Source organism: Planococcus sp. 11815 (assembly GCF_051096385.1).
GTDB lineage: Bacteria > Bacillota > Bacilli > Bacillales_A > Planococcaceae > Planococcus > Planococcus citreus.
The window spans coordinates 969,297-991,149 of the sequence record NZ_CP096991.1; the positions used below are offsets into that span (position 1 = coordinate 969,297).

The 21,853-nt window shown below is 50.3% G+C and carries 18 protein-coding genes; 17 read left to right on the top strand and 1 reads right to left on the bottom strand.

Annotated elements, in window-relative coordinates:
- Window positions 1-8: 8 nt before the first annotated feature.
- From purH to M1Q06_RS04955, 15 genes are all read left to right on the top strand, one after another.
- Window positions 9-1,544, top strand: a complete 1,536-nt coding sequence (gene purH, locus M1Q06_RS04885; protein ID WP_434402005.1) for a bifunctional phosphoribosylaminoimidazolecarboxamide formyltransferase/IMP cyclohydrolase — start codon at window positions 9-11, stop codon at window positions 1,542-1,544.
- Window positions 1,545-1,560: 16 nt separating this feature from the next.
- A complete protein-coding gene (gene purD / locus M1Q06_RS04890; protein ID WP_434402007.1) occupies window positions 1,561-2,811 on the top strand; it encodes a phosphoribosylamine--glycine ligase in 1,251 nt (416 codons plus the stop codon).
- Between the two features lie 190 nt (window positions 2,812-3,001).
- Window positions 3,002-3,592: a GNAT family N-acetyltransferase gene (locus M1Q06_RS04895; RefSeq protein ID WP_058381403.1), complete on the top strand. Its 591-nt coding sequence runs from the start codon at window positions 3,002-3,004 to the stop codon at window positions 3,590-3,592.
- A gap of 146 nt (window positions 3,593-3,738) precedes the next feature.
- Window positions 3,739-5,478 carry an adenine deaminase C-terminal domain-containing protein gene (locus M1Q06_RS04900; protein ID WP_434402009.1) on the top strand — a complete coding sequence of 580 codons (1,740 nt, stop codon included), beginning with the start codon at window positions 3,739-3,741 and terminating at the stop codon, window positions 5,476-5,478.
- Window positions 5,475-6,524: a DUF3048 domain-containing protein gene (locus M1Q06_RS04905; RefSeq protein WP_434402011.1), complete on the top strand. Its 1,050-nt coding sequence runs from the start codon at window positions 5,475-5,477 to the stop codon at window positions 6,522-6,524. The genes M1Q06_RS04900 and M1Q06_RS04905 overlap by 4 nt, the downstream gene beginning before the upstream one ends.
- Window positions 6,525-6,567: 43 nt before the next feature.
- Window positions 6,568-6,888 carry a YerC/YecD family TrpR-related protein gene (locus tag M1Q06_RS04910; protein ID WP_068489075.1) on the top strand — a complete coding sequence of 107 codons (321 nt, stop codon included), beginning with the start codon at window positions 6,568-6,570 and terminating at the stop codon, window positions 6,886-6,888.
- 128 nt (window positions 6,889-7,016) lie between these two features.
- Window positions 7,017-7,718, top strand: a complete 702-nt coding sequence (locus M1Q06_RS04915) for a heptaprenylglyceryl phosphate synthase (RefSeq protein ID WP_434402013.1) — start codon at window positions 7,017-7,019, stop codon at window positions 7,716-7,718.
- 31 nt (window positions 7,719-7,749) lie between these two features.
- A complete protein-coding gene (pcrA, locus tag M1Q06_RS04920) occupies window positions 7,750-9,966 on the top strand; it encodes a DNA helicase PcrA (protein WP_434402015.1) in 2,217 nt (738 codons plus the stop codon).
- Between the two features lie 15 nt (window positions 9,967-9,981).
- Window positions 9,982-11,988, top strand: coding sequence for an NAD-dependent DNA ligase LigA (ligA, locus tag M1Q06_RS04925; protein WP_434402017.1), 2,007 nt, complete (start codon window positions 9,982-9,984; stop codon window positions 11,986-11,988).
- A gap of 12 nt (window positions 11,989-12,000) precedes the next feature.
- Complete coding sequence (locus M1Q06_RS04930; protein WP_434402019.1) at window positions 12,001-13,131, top strand: CamS family sex pheromone protein; 1,131 nt, start codon at window positions 12,001-12,003, stop codon at window positions 13,129-13,131.
- A gap of 100 nt (window positions 13,132-13,231) precedes the next feature.
- Window positions 13,232-13,522: an Asp-tRNA(Asn)/Glu-tRNA(Gln) amidotransferase subunit GatC gene (gene gatC, locus M1Q06_RS04935; protein ID WP_058381395.1), complete on the top strand. Its 291-nt coding sequence runs from the start codon at window positions 13,232-13,234 to the stop codon at window positions 13,520-13,522.
- A gap of 18 nt (window positions 13,523-13,540) precedes the next feature.
- Window positions 13,541-15,010, top strand: coding sequence for an Asp-tRNA(Asn)/Glu-tRNA(Gln) amidotransferase subunit GatA (gene gatA, locus M1Q06_RS04940; RefSeq protein WP_434402021.1), 1,470 nt, complete (start codon window positions 13,541-13,543; stop codon window positions 15,008-15,010).
- A complete protein-coding gene (gatB, locus tag M1Q06_RS04945) occupies window positions 15,007-16,437 on the top strand; it encodes an Asp-tRNA(Asn)/Glu-tRNA(Gln) amidotransferase subunit GatB (RefSeq protein ID WP_121301251.1) in 1,431 nt (476 codons plus the stop codon). The genes gatA and gatB overlap by 4 nt, the downstream gene beginning before the upstream one ends.
- Window positions 16,438-17,204: 767 nt before the next feature.
- Entirely contained in the window at window positions 17,205-17,765 is a 561-nt protein-coding gene (locus M1Q06_RS04950; RefSeq protein ID WP_121301250.1) for a thioredoxin family protein, read from the top strand.
- 101 nt (window positions 17,766-17,866) lie between these two features.
- Complete coding sequence (locus M1Q06_RS04955; RefSeq protein WP_121301249.1) at window positions 17,867-18,781, top strand: diacylglycerol kinase; 915 nt, start codon at window positions 17,867-17,869, stop codon at window positions 18,779-18,781.
- A 54-nt stretch (window positions 18,782-18,835) separates the two neighbouring features.
- On the opposite strand, the gene M1Q06_RS04960 is transcribed toward M1Q06_RS04955, so the two are convergent.
- Window positions 18,836-19,270: an NUDIX hydrolase gene (locus M1Q06_RS04960; RefSeq protein WP_121301248.1), complete on the bottom strand. Its 435-nt coding sequence runs from the start codon at window positions 19,268-19,270 to the stop codon at window positions 18,836-18,838.
- Between the two features lie 199 nt (window positions 19,271-19,469).
- Between M1Q06_RS04960 and M1Q06_RS04965 the strand changes: the two genes are divergently transcribed.
- Together M1Q06_RS04965 and M1Q06_RS04970 are read left to right on the top strand one after the other, a co-directional pair.
- The gene (locus M1Q06_RS04965) at window positions 19,470-20,813 is read left to right on the top strand and encodes a cytochrome ubiquinol oxidase subunit I (protein ID WP_434402025.1); all 1,344 of its coding nucleotides are present in this window, start codon (window positions 19,470-19,472) and stop codon (window positions 20,811-20,813) included.
- Entirely contained in the window at window positions 20,813-21,841 is a 1,029-nt protein-coding gene (locus M1Q06_RS04970; RefSeq protein WP_058381388.1) for a cytochrome d ubiquinol oxidase subunit II, read from the top strand. The genes M1Q06_RS04965 and M1Q06_RS04970 overlap by 1 nt, the downstream gene beginning before the upstream one ends.
- Window positions 21,842-21,853 lie beyond the last annotated feature (12 nt).

Here is a 21,853-nt window from a genome sequence, read left to right on the forward strand (position 1 = left end):
GTCCATGAATGAAAAGAAGAGCATTGATGAGCGTATCGGACAAATCCGGCATTTTGGAATTTGCCCGTGAACTAGTGAAAATGGATGTAGAAATCTTATCGACAGGCGGCACGCGCAAGCATTTGGAAGACAATGGCGTTCCGACGACAGCAGTCGACGAAGTGACCGGGTTCCCTGAAATTTTAGGTGGACGGGTGAAAACTTTGCATCCGCTGATCCATGGCGGTTTGCTCGCGAAACACGACGATAGCGAACACCAGCAGCAAATGAGCGATAACGGCATCGCACCGATCGAATTTGTCTGCGTCAATTTGTACCCATTCCGCGAAACGATTTCAAAACCGGATGTGACAGTTGATGATGCGATTGAAAACATCGATATCGGCGGCCCGACGATGCTGCGTTCGGCAGCGAAAAATCATGCTTACGTGACGGTCATCGTCGATTCTGGTGACTACGAAGCGGTGCTTGCAGAACTGCACGAGCAGCAAACAACAAGCCCTGAGCTGCGCCGGAAACTCGCAGCGAAAGTATTCCGCCATACCGCGGCGTATGATGCCTATATTTCCAATTACTTAACGGAACTGACGGATGAACAGTATCCGGAGCAGTTAACCCTTACATATGAATTGTCCCAAGCGCTGCGCTACGGGGAAAACCCGCACCAGAAAGCAGCGTTCTATAAGAGCGCGCTCGGTTCGGATTTCTCAATCGCACATGCCATGCAATTGCACGGCAAAGAGCTTTCCTATAACAATATCCAAGACGCCAACGCTGCGCTGCAAATCATCAAGGAATTCACGATGCCGGCAAGCGTCGCAGTGAAGCATATGAACCCTTGTGGCGTCGGGACCGGTGCTACCCTTTCCGAGTCGTTCAAGAAAGCGTATGAAGCGGACTCGACATCGATCTTCGGGGGTATCGTCGCCTTGAACCGTGAAGTCGACCTCGAGACAGCACAGCAATTGTCGCAGATTTTCCTTGAAATCGTCATTGCGCCATCGTTCACGGAAGATGCACTTGCAGAACTCGGCAAAAAGAAAAACATCCGTTTGTTGACGGTGCCGTTTGAAACGAAACGCCGCGACAAATGGAATACCGTAACAGTTGAAGGCGGATTGCTCGTCCAGGAGCCGGATACATTCGGCTACGGGGATGCAGATATCCGTGTCGTGACGGAAAGACAGCCGACAGAACAAGAACTCGAAGCCTTGAAACTTGGCTGGAGCGTTGTCAAACATGTTAAATCGAATGCGATTGTCGTGTGCGACGAGTCGATGACGTTAGGTGTTGGCGCAGGGCAAATGAACCGTGTCGGGGCAGCTGCTATTGCACTTGAGCAGGCAGCTGACAAAGCGAATGGCGCTGCGATGGCATCGGACGCTTTCTTCCCGATGGCTGACACGGTGGAAGCGGCCGCGAAAGCTGGCATCAAAGCAATCATCCAGCCGGGCGGTTCGAAAAAAGACCAGGAGTCAATCGATGCGGCGAATGCGCACGGCATCGCGATGGTCTTCACAGGCGTCCGCCATTTCAAACATTAATCGGAGGTGCACGGCTATGAACGTATTGGTAATCGGCAAAGGCGGGCGTGAACACGCGCTTGCCCATCAATTCGCCATCTCGCCATCGGTCGCGAAAGTTTATGTGGCGCCTGGCAATGACGGCATGGAACAAGATGCACAACTCGTTGACATCAGCGAGACAGATTTCGAAGCTTTGGCAGCGTTCGCCAAGGACAATAATATCGCCTTTACATTCGTCGGGCCGGAACAGCCGTTGTCAGAAGGCATCGTCGATTTCTTTGAAGCACGCGGCTTGAAGATTTTTGGGCCGAACAAAGCGGCGGCGCGCATCGAGGGCAGCAAAGCGTTCGCCAAGGAATTGATGAAGAAATACGATATTCCGACCGCAGCTTATGAAAGTTTTTCGGATACTGAGGAAGCTATAACTTACATCAAGCAGCAAGGCGCGCCGATCGTCATCAAGGCGGATGGGCTCGCAGCCGGAAAAGGTGTCGTCGTGGCGTTAAGCGAACAAGAAGCAATCGATGCCGTAAAGGATATGCTCGACGGGCAAAAATTCGGCGATTCGGGATCGACCGTCGTAATCGAGGAATTCTTGGACGGGGAGGAATTTTCCTTCATGTCATTCGTCCAGGATGGCAAGATTTACCCGATGGTCATCTCGCAAGACCATAAGCGCGCGTTTGATGGCGATAAGGGGCCGAATACCGGTGGCATGGGCGCTTACTCGCCAGTGCCGCAGATTTCGGAATCGGTCGTCGAAGAGACCTTCTTGAAAATTGTCCGTCCGATAGTAGAGGCGATGAGCAGCGAGGGCACACCGTTCAACGGTATTTTATATGCCGGCATCATCTTGACGGCCAAGGGCCCGAAAGTGATCGAATTCAATGCGCGTTTCGGAGACCCGGAAACGCAAGTGGTCTTGCCGCGCCTGAAAACCGACCTCGGCGCGTTCATTTCAGCCATTCTAGACGGCGGAGAAATGGAGCTTGAATGGGATGCGCGCCCTGTCCTCGGTGTCGTCATTGCCGCGGATGGCTATCCGGGAACTGTGGAAAAAGGGGCGGCCTTGCCGGAGCTGGATGAATTGCCGGATGTAACCGTCACCCATGCCGGCACGAAGCGCTCTGAAGGCCGCTTCACTGCAAACGGCGGCCGTGTGCTGCTTGTCGCAGGCAGCGGGGAGACTTTGAAAGATGCTCAGTCTACTGTCTATCAAGCACTCGGCAAGTTGGAGTGGGACGGTTTCTTTTACCGCACAGATATCGGTTGGCGTGCAATATAAGTGAATAATTGTTATAATAGAATGGCACAATTTCATCATGAAACTGTGCCATTTATTTATGCGGCACCTTGCCGCAGAGGATTTTCAAAAGCCCACTTTTACCTCTTTTATTAAACTCCAATTTTTACCCATCACTACCCCGGAACCAACAAAACCAGCAGGGCATTCAAACTCGGAAGGAGCAAAAATGATGAACTGGTATGAAAAACTGAATCAATATTTCCCAGTGGAGGAAATGAAATCGAAAGAACATATGGACACGTTGCTGAAGGAAAAAGGCAGTGTCTACTACAAAGATGAGGGCCCGTATCACGTCTTGATGTACGCGGAATTCCCAAGCTTCTCATTTGTCGACTATTTATTCGTATCAAAAGAATCGCGCGGCATGGGCATCGGCAAGAAAACATTGCAAATGCTTAAGGATAAGAACAAGCCGATCATTTTGGAAGTGGAACCGGTCGATTACGAAGACACGGATTCCGAAAAACGCTTGCGCTTTTATGCCCGCGAAGGCTTCGAGCATGCCTCGTCAATCGGCTATTGCCGCCGTTCACTCGCGACAGGTGAAGAAAACTCGATGGAGATTCTTTACTGGGCGCCGAACGGCGAAACCGAAGAAGAGATTTTCGAAGCAATGAAGAAAATGTATGAAGACATCCATACGTACAAAGACGAGCATTTCTACGGCGAGTCGTACGATCCGGTTTCTGATGTCTTGACGAGAAAAGAGCAAGACCAGCAGGATATCCTGAAGCCTTTCAGCGATCCGGTCAATAAATAAACAAAAATCCACGTCTAAAAGGCGTGGATTTTTTATGTCCGGCCCGGCATAAGAGAGGAGCATTTTCACGTCATTCTCTGTAAAAAAATGCATAATTATGCTAGTATACGATGTATGGATATTGAAGAGAGAGCAGGTGCCTTCGGATGGTAAACCCTTTATGGAGAAATACAGAAATACGGAAACAATTGAAGATTGTGTCGAAAGAATTGTCCCCGGATCTTGTGCTGACGAATGCCACATATCTGCACGGGATATTTAAAAAATGGATGACCGGAAATATATGGATCAATGGAGACCGCATCATTTATGCAGGGCAAGACATGCCGAAAATCGATGATTCGACAGAAGTTGTGGATGTCAGCGGCAAGTGGATCGTGCCTGGCTATATCGAGCCGCATGTCCATCCGTATCAACTTTACAACCCGCAGCAATTCGCTGATTATGCTGCACAAGGCGGAACTACCGGGTTCATCTCAGACAACTTGCCGTTATTTTTATCATTAGAAAACGAGAAAGCGTTTACATTGCTTGACCGCATGGCGGAGTTGCCGTTCACATTCTATTGGTGGACGCGATTCGATTCGCAGACCGAACTTGTCGGGGAAGATCAAAAATTCACCTCGAAAGCGGTCGGCGAGTGGCTGGAGCGTCCGGACGTCATCCTTGGCGGTGAATTGACGGGTTGGCCGAAGCTATTGGCTGGCGACGACCAGATGCTTTATTGGATCCAAAAAGCGAAAATCAGCTTGAAAAAAATTGAAGGGCATTTCCCGGGAGCTTCCGAGAAGACCTTGGCGCGCATGAAACTGCTGGGCGCTGACGGGGACCATGAAGCGATGACTGTCGATGAAGTGGAAATGCGTTTATTGCACGGCTACGGCGTGACATTGCGCCATTCATCGATACGCCCGGATTTGCCGCAATTATTGTCAGGGATTGTCGAGCGGGAATTAAATGTGTTCGATAAATTGATGATGACGACAGACGGCTCGACACCGGTGTTCCATAAAGACGGCGTCATGGATTTGTGCATCCAGATCGCGCTCGACGCCGGCGTTGCTCCGATCGATGCCTATATGATGGCTTCTTATAACGTGGCACGCTATTACAACTTGACGAGCTTGCACGGTTTGATCGTGACCGGGCGCTATGCGAACTTGAATATCCTCGATTCGATCGATAACCCGGTGCCGAGCGGCGTGATTTCCAAAGGGGTCTGGCTCAAGCGCGACGGCCAAAAAGTGCGTTCGCTCGACGATGTGGATTGGTCGGTGCTGCCGGAATTGGATCTCGATTTCGAATTGACCGATGATGATTTCCAGTTTTCAATGCCATTTGGCGTGGACATGGTCAATGACGTCATCACCAAACCGTATTCCGTAAGTGTCGACACGAACGTCGAACGCTTGTCGAAAGAACATGGCGAAAGCTTCCTGATGCTGATCGACCGCAACGGCAAATGGCGGGTCAATACATTGATCAAAGGCTTCGCGACAGAAGTCGACGGATTTGCTTCATCTTACACAAACACAGGAGATATCGTGTTGATCGGCAAAAGCCGCCAGGATATGTGGCAAGCGTTTGAACGAGTGAAGCGCCTCAAGGGCGGCATCGTCTTGATTGAAGATGGCGAGATAGTTTGCGAATTGCCGCTTCCTATCGGGGGCATCATGTCCGATTTGCCGATGGAGCCCTTGATGGAGCAGGAAACTGCGTTGAAGAGCGCATTGAAAGAGCGCGGCTATGAACATGGCGACGCTGTCTATACTTTATTGTTCTTGATGGCGACACATTTGCCGTATGTCCGCATTACCCAAAAAGGGATTTATGATGTTATGAACAAAACGATTCTATTTCCGGCATTCATGAGGGGCCAGGGATGAAAAAATGGCTGATCTTGCTTGCTTTGCTGATGGTTGCAACTGTCTTGGTTGTTTGGCTGGTCGGAAGAGAACAAGCGGGAGAGCCGGAAACGCCCGCAACACCACAAGCGCCGGAGAAGCCTGAGGTGCCGGAGGAAGTGCTCACCACAGCCCCGTTCATGGGCATGCAGGGAGACGGACCGTATGACAGCCGGGCGGTGATGGCGGTCATCAATAATCATCCGGCCGCGCGTCCGCAAACGAGCCTGGTGGAAGCTGATATGGTATTCGAGTTAATTGCGGAATACAATATCACGCGGTTTTTGGCCTTGTATCAAAGCCAGTTTCCGGTGAACATCGGGCCCGTGCGCAGTGCGCGCGATTATTTTGTCGAACTGGCCGATGCATATGATGCGTTTTTTGTTGCCCATGGCTATAGCCCGGAAGCGAAACAATTGCTTGATTCGGGAGTGGTCGACCATATCAACGGCATGCAGTATGACGGGACTTTGTTCAAGCGTTCATTGGACCGTGTGGCGCCGCACAATTCCTATATCACTTATGAAAACGTCGAACTTGCGATGGAGATGACAGACGCTTCATCCAATTACAGCATGAAAGCACCTTATGCTTTCTCTGCACCGGGCAGTAATGATAAACTAGGGGAACAAGCTGCTTCTATAGAAGTAACCTATGGCGGAGATCCGCTTTTTGCGAGCAACTATGCTTACGATGCGGAGTCGCAGCTTTACGCCCGGTCATCGGGAGGAACCGCGACTGCAGATAAGGAAACTTCACAGCCGATTGAAATCGCCAATGTGCTGGTCATTGAAACAGCGCATGACACGATCGATGCCAAAGGCCGCCAGGAAATCGACTTGACTTCCGGCGGGCAGGCATTATTGTTCCGTGAAGGAACCGTGCAGGAAATCACGTGGGGCGCAGAAAATGGCATGCTTGTGCCAGTCGACGAAAATGGGACAGCCGAATTGACGCAAGGAAAAACCTGGGTCCACATAATCCCAGACTCACCGGGAATTGGCCAGGCGGTTCAGTATAGCCCGTAGAAGCGGGATCAATCGAAGAGCAATGAAAGGACGTTGAATGTGCATGCAAGTTGATAAGATTAGAGGGCCGCAGACCGATCAATTGATCGAAGCGGTGCTGGCATTGGAAAACAAAGAACAAGCCTATCGATTTTTTGATGATTTGTGCACGATCAGTGAAATCCAATCGTTATCGCAGCGCTTTGAAGTGGCGCATATGCTGCGCTTGAAAAAGACTTACGAAAAAATCAAGAACGAAACGGGCGCAAGCACAGCGACCATTTCCCGCGTGCGCCGCTGCTTGAATTACGGCAATGACGCATACGAGGAAATGCTTGATGTGCTGTATCCGGAAGAAAAACAAATCGAACTTCCAAAAGATTGACCAGCGAACGGTGCTGGTCTTTTTTTATGCGCCAAATCCTTCATTTGTGGATGGATGGGAACGGAGTGTTGGCTGATCTTTTGTTATAATGGAAAGATGAAAACCAAAGTACAGTTAGGAGAATACCTGTGGACTTTCAAACATGGCGGCATGTCTTTAAATTAGACCCTGCGAAAGAACTTTCGGATGGACATTTGGAACGAATTTGCGAATCCGGGACTGATGCCATCTTGATTGGCGGAAGTGATGATGTCACACTCGACAATGTCTTAGAATTGATGGCCCGCGTGCGCCGCTATTCGGTGCCGGTGGCGCTTGAAGTGTCGACGGTCGAATCGGTGACGCCGGGCTTCGATTATTACTTCATCCCGACAGTGCTCAATAGCAGCGATCCGAAATGGATCAAAGGACTTCACCACGAGGCGATCCGTGAATACGGAGAGATCATGGACTGGACCGAGATCGTGCCGGAAGGCTATTGCATTTTGAATCCGGACTGCAAAGCGGCAAGCTTGACCGGGGCAGATGCATCCTTGAGCGAAGAGGATGTGCTCGGATATGCGCGCATGGCGGAGCATTTTTTCCGGCTCCCCATCTTTTATCTGGAATACAGCGGCATGTACGGTGATCCGGAACTTGTTGAAAAAACCGCGTCGGTGCTGTCTGATACACGGCTGTTTTACGGCGGCGGCATCGATTCAGCGGAGCGCGCCAAGGAAATGGCTAAGCTGAGCGATACGATCGTTGTCGGCAATATCATATACGAAAATCTAAACAAAGCGCTTGCGACCGTCAAGGCAGTTGCGGAAACGGCTGAGCAATCGTTATAATAATAGGAACAAACGTTCGAGGTGGTGCACAATGGAATTAATCACAAAAAACCTGCTGCGGGGGATGAACCCCGAGCAGGAAGAAGCAGTTAAAACAACAGAAGGCCCGCTATTGATCATGGCCGGTGCGGGATCCGGGAAAACACGCGTGCTGACACATCGCATCGCGTACTTGGTGCTGGAAAAACAAGTCTACCCGTCCAACATCCTAGCAATCACCTTCACCAATAAAGCCGCGCGCGAAATGCGCAACCGGATCGATGGGCTGCTTGGCCACGGAACAGGCGACCGCATGTGGGTGTCGACCTTCCACTCGATGTGCGTGCGCATCCTGCGCCGCAATATCGACCGTCTGGGCTTTTCGAAAAGTTTCTCGATCTTGGACACGACCGACCAATTGACGGTCATCAAAAATGTCTTGAAGCAGCAAAACCTGGATCCGAAAAAATACGAGCCGCGGACGATGCTGAATGCCATTTCATCGTCGAAGAACGAATGCATCGATGCGGAAACCTTTGCGGCGAACGCCAATCAATTCAACCCGTACGAAAAGACGGTCGCGGAAGTGTTCACAGGCTATCAGAAGCGCCTTCAGAAAAACCAATCGCTCGATTTCGACGATTTGATCATGATGACTTTAAGGCTCTTTGAAACGGTACCGGATGTGCTGGAATATTATCAGGATAAATTCCACTATATCCATGTCGATGAATACCAGGATACGAACAACGCCCAGTACCAACTGGTGCAATTAATGGCGAAGAAATTCAAGAATATTTGTGTTGTCGGCGATTCCGACCAGTCGATTTACCGTTGGCGCGGGGCGGATATCACCAATATCCTGTCGTTCGAAAAGGATTATCCGGACGCCAAAGTGATCATGCTCGAACAGAATTACCGTTCGACCAAACGCATCTTGCAGGCAGCAAACGACGTCATCCAGAAAAACACGAGCCGCTACCCGAAAGAATTGCGCACCGACAACGATGAAGGACCGGCAATTACGCTCCATAAAGCAGGTGATGAGCGCCAGGAAGCCCAGTACATCGTCCAGACCATCCAGAACCTTATGCAGGAAGAAGGATACAAAACCTCTGATTTCGCCATTCTTTACCGGACCAATGCCCAATCGCGTATTTTAGAGGAAATGTTCGTCAAATCGAATATGAGCTATACAATCGTCGGCGGCACGAAATTCTATGACCGCAAGGAAATCAAGGACTTGCTCGCGTATTTGCGCTTGATTGCCAATAACGAAGATGACCTGTCGCTCGCGCGCATCATCAATGAACCGAAGCGAGGGATCGGTGCGACGTCATTTGAGAAGATGGCGCGCTTTGCCATCGAACAGGACCGCACCATCATGGATTCCTTGCAGGAAGCGGATTTCATGGGCTTGACGGCGAAAACCGCACAGACCGCGCTTGAATTCCGTGCGATGATCGCCGGATTCACCGAAATGCAGGAATTCTTGTCAGTGACGGAATTGGTGGAAGAAGTGCTGAAGAAATCCGGCTATCGCCAAATGCTCCAAAACGACAAGACCATCGAAGGCGAAAGCCGCCTCGAAAACTTGGATGAATTCCTAACGGTGACGCAAGCATTTGAAAAACAAAGCGATGACAAGTCACTGGTAGCGTTCCTGACCGATTTGGCTTTGATTGCGGACATCGATTCATTGGACGAGGAAGAAGAACAAGGCGACGGCCCGATCATCCTTATGACGATGCACGCAGCGAAAGGGCTGGAATTCCCGGTCGTGTTCATTGCCGGGCTGGAAGAAAACGTCTTTCCGCATTCGCGTTCGAATAACGACGAGGAAGAATTGGAAGAAGAGCGGCGCTTGGCATATGTGGGCATCACGCGCGCCGAGAAACGGCTGTATTTGACGCATGCTTCGTCACGGACGATTTTCGGCAAGAGCAATTTCAATATGCCGTCGCGCTTCATCTCTGAAATTTCGGAAGATCTCATCGAGCAGACGTTTGCCAATCACCGTGCAGGTGCAGCGACGAGTTATAAGCAGGCACCGAAACGCAAAGCGGTCATGAAGCCTTCTTATCATCAATCTGGCGGTGACCGCTTAGGCTGGAAAACAGGCGACCGTGCGAAGCATAAAAAATGGGGCACTGGGACTGTTGTCAATGTCAAAGGCGACGGCGAACAAACGGAACTCGATATCGCCTTCCCGAGCCCGACAGGCATCAAGCGGCTGCTCGCGAAATTTGCGCCGATCGAAAAAGAATGATCTGGAGGAACTTGAATGGACCGCATCAAAGCTGAAGAACGTGTAACCGAATTGAATGAATTGCTCCGCAACTACGGGCATGCCTATTATGTGCTCGATAAGCCAAGCGTACCGGATGCCGTGTACGATCAATTGCTCAACGAATTGATCGAACTGGAAAATTTATATCCCGACTTGATTTTCCCGGACTCCCCAACACAGCGGGTCGGCGGGACACCCTTGTCGAATTTCGAGAAAGTCCGCCACGAGCGGCCGATGCTCAGTTTGTCGAATGTCTTCAATGAAGAAGATTTGCGTGATTTCGATAAACGCGTGCGCGGCGGTGCCGGGGACTCGGTCGAATATGTGTGCGAACTGAAAATTGACGGCCTGGCCGTTTCGCTTCATTACGAAAACGGCAAATTCGTGCGCGGTTTGACGCGCGGCGACGGCCGTGTCGGAGAAGACATTACGGTCAATCTCCGCACGGTCCGTTCGATCCCGCTGAAGTTAAAAGAGCCGGTATCGATCGAAGTACGCGGTGAAGTATTCATGCCGAAAAAATCCTTCCATGCACTTAACGAAGACCGCGAAGAGCGGGGCGAAGAATTATTCGCCAATCCGCGAAATGCTGCAGCCGGTTCTTTGCGCCAATTGGATTCGAAAATTGCCGCCAAGCGCAATTTGGATGTCTTTATCTACGGTATCGGCGGCGACGGGGAAACATACGGCTTGAACGACCATGATGAATCGCTCCGTTATTTGAAGGATCTTGGCTTTAAAACGAACGGCGAGCGGAAAGTTTGCCGCTCGGTAGAAGAAGTGCTGGCATACATTGAACAATGGACAGATGGGCGCAACCAGTTGAGCTATGAAATCGATGGCATCGTCATCAAAGTCAATCGTTTTTTGCACCAGCAAGACCTTGGATTCACGGCGAAAAGCCCGAAATGGGCGACCGCCTATAAATTCCCGGCAGAAGAAGTGATGACGACCGTACGTGATATCGAGCTGAGCATCGGGCGCACAGGCGTTGTCACCCCAACGGCCATCCTGGAGCCGGTCGCTGTTGCCGGAACGACCGTGCAACGCGCATCTCTCCATAACGAGGACTTGATCCGGGAGCGCGACATCCGCATCAATGATAAAGTGATCATCCGAAAAGCCGGCGATATCATTCCGGAAGTCGTCAAGGCGCTGATTGAAATGCGCTCCGGCGACGAACTGCCGTTTGAAATGCCGACCGAATGTCCGGCCTGCGGCAGTGAACTCGTCCGGATAGAAGGCGAAGTGGCGCTGCGCTGTGTCAATCCGAAATGCCCGGCGCAAATCGTCGAAGGCATGATTCATTTCGTTTCGCGCAATGCCATGAATATTGATGGGCTCGGTGAGAAAGTGATCGAGCAATTATATCGCGAAGGGCTCATCCACGATATTTCGGATCTCTACGCTTTGACGAAAGAGCAATTGTTGGAACTCGAGCGCATGGGCGATAAATCCGCTACCAACCTAATCGAGGCGATAGCAGCTTCCAAGAGCAATTCGATGGAACGCTTGTTGTTCGGCCTTGGCATTCGTCACGTCGGCGAACGCGGGGCGCGGATCTTGTCGGAGCATTTCGGCTCGATGGATCAGTTGATGCAGGCAAACTTGGAAGAATTGATTGCCATCCATGAAATCGGCGATAAGATGGCCGATGCCGTCGTCACGTATTTTGAAAAAGAAGAAGTTGCGGCACTTGTGGAACGTTTGCGCGAGCGGGGCGTCAATTTATCCTATACGGGCACGATTGTCCGAGTGGAAGAAGGCGCCAATGCGTTTGCCGGCAAGAAAATCGTGCTGACCGGCAAATTGGAAAACATGACCCGCCAGGAAGCCGGCGCGCGAATCGAGGCGCTCGGCGGCAAATTGACCGGCAGCGTCAGCAAGAAAACCGATTTGCTGATTGCCGGCGAAGAAGCCGGATCCAAACTCGACAAAGCGCAGGAGCTCGGCGTGGAAGTGTGGAATGAAGCACGCCTGCTTATGGAATTGAACGAATAAGGAGATTAGCATATGAAACGCATTTGGTGGATCCCGATCAGCATATTGCTGCTTTCGGGATGTGTCCCTTCCGGAAATGACGAGGCGGAAGTGATCAACACAGAAGAAGAAGAGGCAGAAACGGCGATCATTCCGAGCATGCAGCTCGATGATCAATATTACCGGACGCTGTTGCCGTATAAACAGAGCGCCACTCGCGGAAAAATCGTCAGCCGGCTGAATTCGCGCTACGATATCAAGGAAGCGGAGCATGGATTATTGCGCCTGTCGCAGCAGCAATTCTCGCCGGATGATTATTATTTCCAGGAAGGCCAAAAAATCACCGATGAAGAAGCCACGCTTTGGCTCCAGCGCAAAAGCAAAGATAATCCACAAGGGCTAAACCCGGAGGATGGCCGCAGCAAAGCTGAGACGGACGGGGGCGAACGCCCGCAACCGGAACTGCTGGCGCATATCCTTGAGCAAAATTACCTCGTCAAAACCGAGGAAGACAAAATCCGTCTGGGCGGGGTTTCCATCGGGCTTGCGATGAATACGGTTTATTATAGTTCGACGGACAACATCCCCTACGAAGAATCGATCCCTCAAGATCAGATCGCTGAAGAAGGCAAACGGATGGCTGATGAAATCGTCAAGCGCTTAAGGGAGAAAGAAGGAATGTCGGATGTGCCGATCCTCGTCGCTTTATTCGCGCAAAACAGCCGCAACGCGATGACACCCGGCACGTACTTCTCTTACGGCGCTGCCCCGAAAGGCGAGACCGAAGTGGCAAACTGGAATGATGTCGACGAAGAGTATGTCGTATTCCCGACTTCGGGGACGGACGAGCAATACCGGGATATCGATACAGCGTTCCGCAATTTCAAGCAAGATGTCGAAGTCTACTTCTCGAATTTCACGAGCGTCATCGGCAAAGGCTTTTATCAAAGCGGCCAATTGCAGGAAATGAAAATCGAAATCCCAATCCAATTTTATGGTTCGGCCGAAGTGATCGGCTTTACGCAATATGTCACCGGCCTGATCCTCGATCATTTCCCGGACGATATCCAGATTGAAGTGAACGTCACGTCGACCAATGGCGCGGAAGCACTCATTTTACGGAAAGCCGGGGAAACGGACCCGGTTGTCCATATTTACGAGTAAGTCTGTAATTTAAAGGGGCAGCCAGCTGGCTGTCTCTATTCATTTTTTTAGAAAAATGGTATGATAGACCGTATGTTTATTGAATCCGGAGGTGTAGAAAATGGCGAAAATGACAAAAGAAGAAGTAATCGAAGTGGCCCACTTGGCGCGTTTGGCAATTACCGACGAGGAAGCTGTGCATTTTGCGGATCAATTGGAAGCGATCACCAATGCGATGGAATTGCTGAACGAGTTGGATACGGAAAATGTAGAACCGACGACGCACGTATTGCCGCTAGTCAATGTGATGCGCGAAGACAAGTCGATCGAAGGCTTGCCGCGTGAATTGGTAATGAAAAACGTAAAAGAACATGAAGGCGGACAAGTGCGTGTGCCAACGATTCTGGACTGATTGTGAGGAGGGAAAAAGATGAAGTTAGCTGATAAAACTGCAAACGAATTGCAGGAATTACTACATAGCAAAGAATTGACGATTGCGGAGTTGACGGAAGCAACATTCAAGCGCATCAAGGAATTGGACCCGAAAGTCGACGCCTTTTTGGCTTTGAATGAAGAACAGGCGACAAAGCAAGCAGCTGAAATGGATCAAACGGATGCAACGGAACGCGGCCCGCTTTACGGCTTGCCGATCGGCGTGAAGGATAATATCGTCACGGAAGGACTCGAGACGACAGCATCGAGCTTGATCCTGAAAGGCTTCAACCCAATCTATAACGCAACGGTTGTGGATAAATTGCGCGAAGCTGGCATGGTCATCGTCGGTAAATTGAATATGGATGAATTCGCCATGGGTTCTTCCAATGAAAACTCTTACTATAAAAACACGAAAAACCCGTGGAACTTAGAAACTGTTCCAGGCGGTTCGTCGGGTGGTTCAGCTGCGGCTGTAGCAGCGGGTGAAGTTCCGTTCACACTCGGTTCCGATACCGGCGGATCGATCCGCCAGCCAGCTGCTTTTTGCGGTGTTGTCGGCATGAAGCCGACATACGGGCGCGTTTCACGTTTCGGATTAATTGCCTATGCATCATCATTCGACCAAATCGGCCCGATCACGCGTACCGTTAAAGACAATGCGCTTCTTTTGAATGCGATTTCCGGGCACGATGAAAAAGATTCGACGTCCGCAAATGTTGAAGTGCCTGACTTCACAGCGGCACTCACTGGCGATATCGAAGGCCTTCGCATCGGCGTACCGAAAGAATATTTCGCAGAAGGCGTCAGCGAAGCATCGAAGCAAGCCGTGAAAGATGCACTGAAAGTATTGGAAGAAAAAGGCGCAACATGGGAAGAGATTTCCTTGCCGCATTCCAAATACGCGCTTTCTACGTATTACATCTTGGCTTCATCTGAAGCATCATCCAACTTGTCCCGTTTCGACGGCATCCGTTATGGCTACCGCACGGAAAAAGCCGGCAGTCTCTTAGAGTTCTACATGAACACACGCTCTGAAGGCTTCGGCGACGAAGTGAAGCGCCGCATCATGCTCGGAACTTACGCACTCAGCTCAGGCTATTACGACGCTTACTATAAAAAAGCGCAAAAAGTGCGTACCTTGATCAAGCAGGATTTCGATAAAGCGTTCGAAAACTTCGATGTCATCGTCGGGCCGACAACGCCGACACCGGCATTCAAGATCGGCGAAATCATCGATGACCCATTGACAATGTATGCGAACGATATCTTGACAATCCCTGTCAACTTGGCAGGCGTTCCGGCCATTTCAATCCCGTGCGGATTTGACAACGGCTTGCCGCTCGGATTGCAGATCATCGGCAATTATTTCGATGAAGAAACCGTCTACCGCGTCGCGGATGCTTTTGAGCAGGCGACCGAGTTCCATAAAGAAACACCGCAAACATGGGAGGGAGCAGCACAATGAATTTCGAAACGATCATCGGGCTTGAAGTCCACGTCGAACTGAAGACGGAATCCAAAATGTTCTCGCCTTCCCCGGCTCATTTCGGTGCTGAACCGAATACCAACACAAATGTAATCGACCTTGGCTACCCTGGGGTATTGCCGGTCGTCAATAAAACGGCAGTCGATTGGGCGATGAAAGCGGCACTTGCGTTAAATTGTGAGATTACGCGCCATACCAAATTCGACCGCAAAAACTATTTCTACCCGGATAACCCGAAAGCCTACCAGATTTCCCAGTTCGATCAGCCGATCGGTGAACATGGCTGGCTTGAAATCGAAGTGAACGGCGAGAAAAAACGCATCGGCATCACGCGCCTCCATATGGAAGAAGATGCAGGGAAACTGACGCATACCGGCAACGGCCATTCCCTTGTCGACTTTAACCGCCAAGGCACGCCATTGATCGAAATCGTCTCGGAGCCGGATATCCGCACGCCGGAAGAAGCGTATGCGTATTTGGAGAAAATCAAATCGATCATCCAATACACAGGCGTTTCCGATGTACGCATGGAAGAAGGCTCGCTTCGCTGCGATGCAAATATCTCCTTGCGCCCATACGGCCGTGATGAATTCGGCACAAAAACTGAGCTGAAGAACTTGAACTCGTTCAACTTCGTTAAAAAAGGCTTGGAGCACGAACAGATCCGCCAAGAGCAAGTATTGCTTGCAGGCGGTATCATCGAGCAGGAAACACGCCGCTACGATGAATCGACTGGCAAAACCTTGCTCATGCGCATCAAAGAAGGTTCGGATGATTACCGTTACTTCCCGGAACCGGACCTGGTTGATATCGTCATCGACGACGCATGGCTCGAGCGCGTGCGCGCAGAAATTCCGGAACTTCCGGATGCCCGCAAAGCCCGCTACGTATCAGAACTTGGCTTGTCGTCATATGACGCGATGGTGTTGACTTTGCAGAAACCAATTTCCGATTTCTTCGAAGCGACCGTTAAAGCCGGCGCTGATGCGAAACTGGCATCAAACTGGCTCATGGGCGAAGTGTCCGCTTACCTTAATGCTCAGAATAAAGAGCTTGAGGGTACAGAACTGACGCCGGAAGGACTTGCCGGCATGATCAAGTTGATCAGCGAAGGCACGATTTCTTCTAAGATTGCCAAAAAAGTCTTCAAGGAATTGATTGAAAAAGGTGGCGATCCAAACAAGATTGTCAAAGCGCAAGGCTTGGTGCAGATCTCGGACGAAAACGTATTGCTTGAGTACGTCACCAATACTTTGGATGCTAACCCTCAGTCGATCGAAGATTACAAGAACGGGAAAGACCGTGCAATCGGCTTCCTCGTCGGCCAAATTATGAAAGCGACAAAAGGGCAGGCCAACCCGCCGCTCTTGAACAAAATCCTCCTAGAGGAAATCGCGAAACGTTAATCAGAAAAAGGATGGCTCACTTAGCCATCCTTTTTTGGTGGTTTATTTTAGTGAATGCGATCCAAAAGTTAAATCTGGTAGTCGAAATGTTATTTCCTTGAGATTCCGCTCCAAGAAGCACGCTTGAGGCCTGCAGGATGCAGGTCATGCAGCTTATGCGACAGGACGTCGCGTTTTCAGCTGCCCGGATAAGGGGCGGGTGTTGAGCCAAGGTGGCTAATGTCACTGCGTTCGAACATCAGATGAAAAGCGTTGCTCCCACATCTGCTACGCAGATGCGTCGCAAATGAATGGACTCGGCTCCTCCTCGCCATCCATTCGCCCCTTTCCGCTCCATCTCTAGGTATAGAATAGAAATTCAAATGTTTTCTGCATTGAAATTATGTGAACAGTTTTGATTTGTTCGATAAATGCGCGGAAAAGATGAATCATCCTTAATATTAATATTGAGTCTAGCTAGGCGTCTTCACCAGCGGACGAATATAATAAAAAAAGACGCTTCTTCGCACACAACACCCAATGAAATCTAAAAGCCGAACCGCGCACAAGGGCGAGCCCAAAGCGGGAGGCGGCTATCTCATGATAAAATGTTTAATGAATTATCCATCTCGCTCTCACGTCTAACTTGCTGCTCCACATTCTGCATTATAAAACAGCAACCGACTGCGAAATGTAGGGTTAATTGGAACAATTCACTGCTTTTTGCTTAAAAGTTTGCCGCAAAGGGAAAAGAACAGGTAAACTGTTTTGTAAGGAGACGTGATAGAATGATGACGGAACTGGAATATTTTGAGCATGCCATCTCATTGGAGAAATATATGGCGCAGATGGAATCCAATCAGGAAAAAACCTACACGATCTATGAGAAATTCGAGTTGCCGGACGATCCGGAATTTATCGATATGCTGAAACAGCAGCAATTGAACATCTTGGCGATTACCGAAGATTGGTGCGGTGATGCGATGATGGTCAACCCGATTCTTCGGAAATTGGCAGAATCGGCGGATCTTGAAGTCCGCTGCGTCTACCGCGATGACAATCCCGAACTCATGGACCGTTATTTGACGGATGGCGGAAAGTCTATCCCGAAATATATTTTCTTGTCCGAAAGCGGGGAAGTAAAAGGTTCATGGGGGCCGCGGTCACCGAAAGTCCAGCAGATGGTCGATGAAAAGAAAGCGAAACTGCCGGAAAAAGAAGATCACCAATACGAGTTGCATTGGAAAACGGTAATCGGGGAGATATCCGACCGTTTCACGTCCGACCCGGAGCTCTGGCAAGATACGTATGAAGACATTCGCAAGAGCTTGCAGAAAAGCTTGGCTTAACACTATACAGACAGCCGGCTGCAGAATGTCCCGTCCGCGGGAACTTTCTGCAGCCCTGTCATGTCCTGTTTCTATAGAATGGTCCAGAAAGGCTGAATCCGATGAAACGAGCACGCATAATTTATAACCCGACATCCGGCAGGGAATTGTTCCGCCGCCACCTCCCGGAAGTATTGGAAAAGATGGAAATCGCAGGATACGAAACGTCCTGCCACGCGACTACCTGTGAAGGGGACGCAGTGAAAGCGGCGGAATATGCAGTCGAGCGCAAATTTGATTTGGTGGTGGCAGTTGGTGGGGATGGGACGCTCAATGAAGTCGTCTCCGGAATCGCCAAATACCCGGAACGCCCGAAAGTGGGCTTGATTCCAATGGGCACGACCAATGATTTTGCACGGGCTGTGCGCATCCCGCGCGATATTAACCGCGCTGTCGATATCATCATCAAAGGCGAGTCGATCCCTGTCGATATTGGGGTTATGAACGATGACCGCTATTTCGTCAATATTGCAGGAGGCGGGCGCTTGACCGAATTGACGTATGAAGTTCCGAGCAAGCTCAAAACGGTGCTCGGCCAATTGGCGTATTATTTGAAAGGTATCGAGATGATTCCTTCAATTCGCTCATCCCGTGTCCGTATTGAATACGATGGTCAAGTGTTCGACGACAAAGCGATGATGTTTTTGATCGGCTTGACCAATTCCGTCGGCGGTTTTGAAAAACTGGCGCCGGATGCCAGCATCAACGACGGGAAATTCACCTTGCTTATCTTGAAGGAATTGAACATGGCGGAATTTATCCGTGTGGCATCCCTTGCGCTTCGCGGGGAGCATTTATCCGACCCGCATGTGTTGTATGTGAAAGCGAGCAAGATTTCCGTGACGTCCAATGAACGTGTATTGCTGAACCTCGACGGCGAGTTTGGCGGCATTTTGCCAGCTACTTTCGAAAACTTGGAGCGCCATATTGAAATGTTCGTGCCGCTGGAGTATATCAAAGAAAAAGACCGCAAATAAAAAAGCGATCCGCTCATCCCTATATGGGGTGAATGGATCGCTTTTTTTGATAGATCAGTATTCCAGTAATTCGATCGCTTCGTCTTGGTCCGCCGCAAGCTTCGGCAAGCCTTCAATCGGTTCCCAGCGATACTGTACGATAAGGCCGTTGTCGCGCCCTTCGCTTTTGATGGTGTGTTCGAATTCGTCGATTTTCTCGCCAGTGTATTCAAAATGGAAGATGTTGCGCTCGTACGCTTTGTCTTTATGCGCCGGGTAGTAATTGTATTTGTGGATTTTCCCGACGAATTCCAGCACATCACGCGGCAAGCCGGTTTCTTCTTTTACTTCGCGGTATAGGGCATCGATCAATAATTCGTCTTCCCCAATTGTTCCGCCTGGCACTTGCAAGCCGACTTCGGGTTCGCCTTTGTATTCAAATACGAGCAATTCTCGGTTGTGTTCTTCACCTCTGGTAATATAGGCAAATACCTTTCTGCTTGTTTCCATATGAATCATCCTTTTCTTTTGTTCATTATAGAATACTAAAAATTCAGCAAAATTTCAATGGGGATGTTTTCATTTTGTCACAGCTTATTCAAACATCGGGCGGAATCGGATGCCTCGCAGAAGTTTATGGGAGGACCTTTGAGGTACAATAAAACATATAACGGGCTGTGCTTTGGCCTATGTAAAGGGGACGAGAATTTTGGGATTTGAAGATGTGGCTTTACAAAGCCGGATACTGACCTTGATGACCCTATCATTCCACATCATTTACGCGACGATCGGTGTGGGGGTCCCACTCATGATCATGATTGCCCAATGGGTTGGGATCAGAAAAAATGACGAGCATTATATCCTCCTGGCACGTCGCTGGGCGAGAGGGTTCGTCATCACGGTAGCGGTCGGCGTCGTGACCGGTACCGCAATCGGGCTTCAATTATCCTTGTTGTGGCCAAACTTTATGCAGATGGCAGGGAACGTCATTGCGCTTCCGCTGTTCATGGAAGTCTTCGCCTTTTTCTTTGAAGCGATTTTCCTCGGAATTTATCTATATACGTGGGACCGTTTTGAAGACCAGCGCAAACATTTTCTATTGCTGGTTCCGGTCGCACTCGGAGCGGCTGCCTCTTCTGTATTTATCACCATTGTCAATTCGTTCATGAATGCGCCACAAGGGTTTGATGTGTTGAACGGCGAGCTGGTCAATGTGAGCCCATTGCTTGCGATGTTCAGCCCGGCCGTGCCGACGAAAGTCGCACACGTCCTGTCGACAGCGTTCATGACGAGCGCCTTCGTGTTGGCATCAATCGCTGCTTTCCGTTTGCTGCGCGGATCGAATCATATTTACCACAAGAAAGCATTGTTCCTGACGATGAAGCTCGCGCTGATCTTTTCGGTTGCGACCGCTATCATCGGCGACTTTTCAGGGAAATACTTGGCCGAATACCAGCCAGAGAAACTGGCGGCTGCCGAATGGCATTTTGAAACGGGATCGGAAGCTGAACTTGTGTTGTTCGGTGTGTTGGACGGCGAAGAGCCGAAATACGCAATCCGCATTCCATACGCGCTCAGCATTTTGGCGCACGGTGTACCAAGCGGTGAAGTTATCGGCTTGAATGATTTCCCGGAAGATGAAATTCCGCCGCTGTGGATCCATTACCTCTTCGATACGATGGTCACGCTCGGCATGTGGCTCGCGTTCTTCTCCTTCGTGTACGTCGTCGGAGCGTGGCGCGGCTGGTCCATTGTCACGAGAAAATGGTTCCGCTGGCTGACCGTACTGAGCGGGCCGCTCGCAATGCTCGCGATTCAGGCCGGCTGGTGGTTCACGGAAGTCGGCAGACAGCCGTGGATCCTGCGCGGCTATATGAAGACCAGTGAAGGGGCAACGACAAGCGGGCAAGTCGATTTGATGATCGTCATGTTCGCCGGCCTCTATGTCATTCTCGGAATCGGGACAGTTGTCGTCTTGTCACGCATGTACAAACGCAACCCGGTCGAGAAGGAATTGGCACAGCGTGAATCCGTAAAAGGCGGTGAAGAATAATGACACTCGAAATTATCGGGATTTCCGTTCTTTGGCTGTTTTTATTCCTCTACGTCATCGTGGCGTCGATTGATTTCGGCGCTGGATTCTTTAACGCCTACAGTGCTTTTTCCGACAAGCAGCATATTTTGACAGGCATCATCCAGCGTTATCTGTCGCCGGTATGGGAAGTCACGAACGTCTTTTTCGTTTTCTTCTTCGTCGGCATCATCGGGTTTTTCCCGCAGACGGCGTTCTATTACGGCACCACTCTTCTTGTGCCGGCAAGCATTGCGCTTATCTTGCTGGCAGTGCGTGGTTCCTATTACGCGTTCGCCACATATGGCGCGAAGATCAACCACCGCGGTTATATCTATATGTACGGCTTATCCGGCCTAATGCTTCCGGCGGCACTGTCGCCGGTGCTGGCCATTTCAGAAGGCGGCTTTATGCGCCTGGAGGGCGGGCAGCCGTCGCTTGATTACTGGGCGCTGTTTACAAGCCCCTTGATGTGGAGCATCGTCGTCTTGAGCATTGCCGCAGTATTGTATATTTCCGCTGTGTTTTTGACTTGGTATGCGTGGAAAGCTGGAGACGAGAAAGCGACTCAGCTCGTCCGCAAATACGCATTGGTTTGGGCAGGCCCGACAATTGTCACGGCGACCGGCATCATTTTCGAGCTTCGCGGGCACAACCCGGAACATTATGCGAGCTTGCTCGATTTGTGGTGGATGTTCGCGCTGTCGTTCCTGTTGTTCCTCGGTACCGTGTTCTTGATCTGGAAGAAACGCAATTACGGCTTGGCGTTCATCTTGCTCGTCGGCCAATTCTTTACCGCGTTTTTTGCCTACGGGGCGTCTCATTACCCTTATCTGTTGTATCCGCACCTGACGATTTACGATAGCTTCACGAATGAATCGATGGCGATCGCCTTGATCATCGCCTTTATCGCAGGGCTCGGGCTATTGCTGCCATCGCTTTATCTCTTATTCCGCCTGTTCCTATTCGACAAAGACTACGTCAAAGGGAAATCGGATTATCATGCCTAAGGAGGCTGTGAA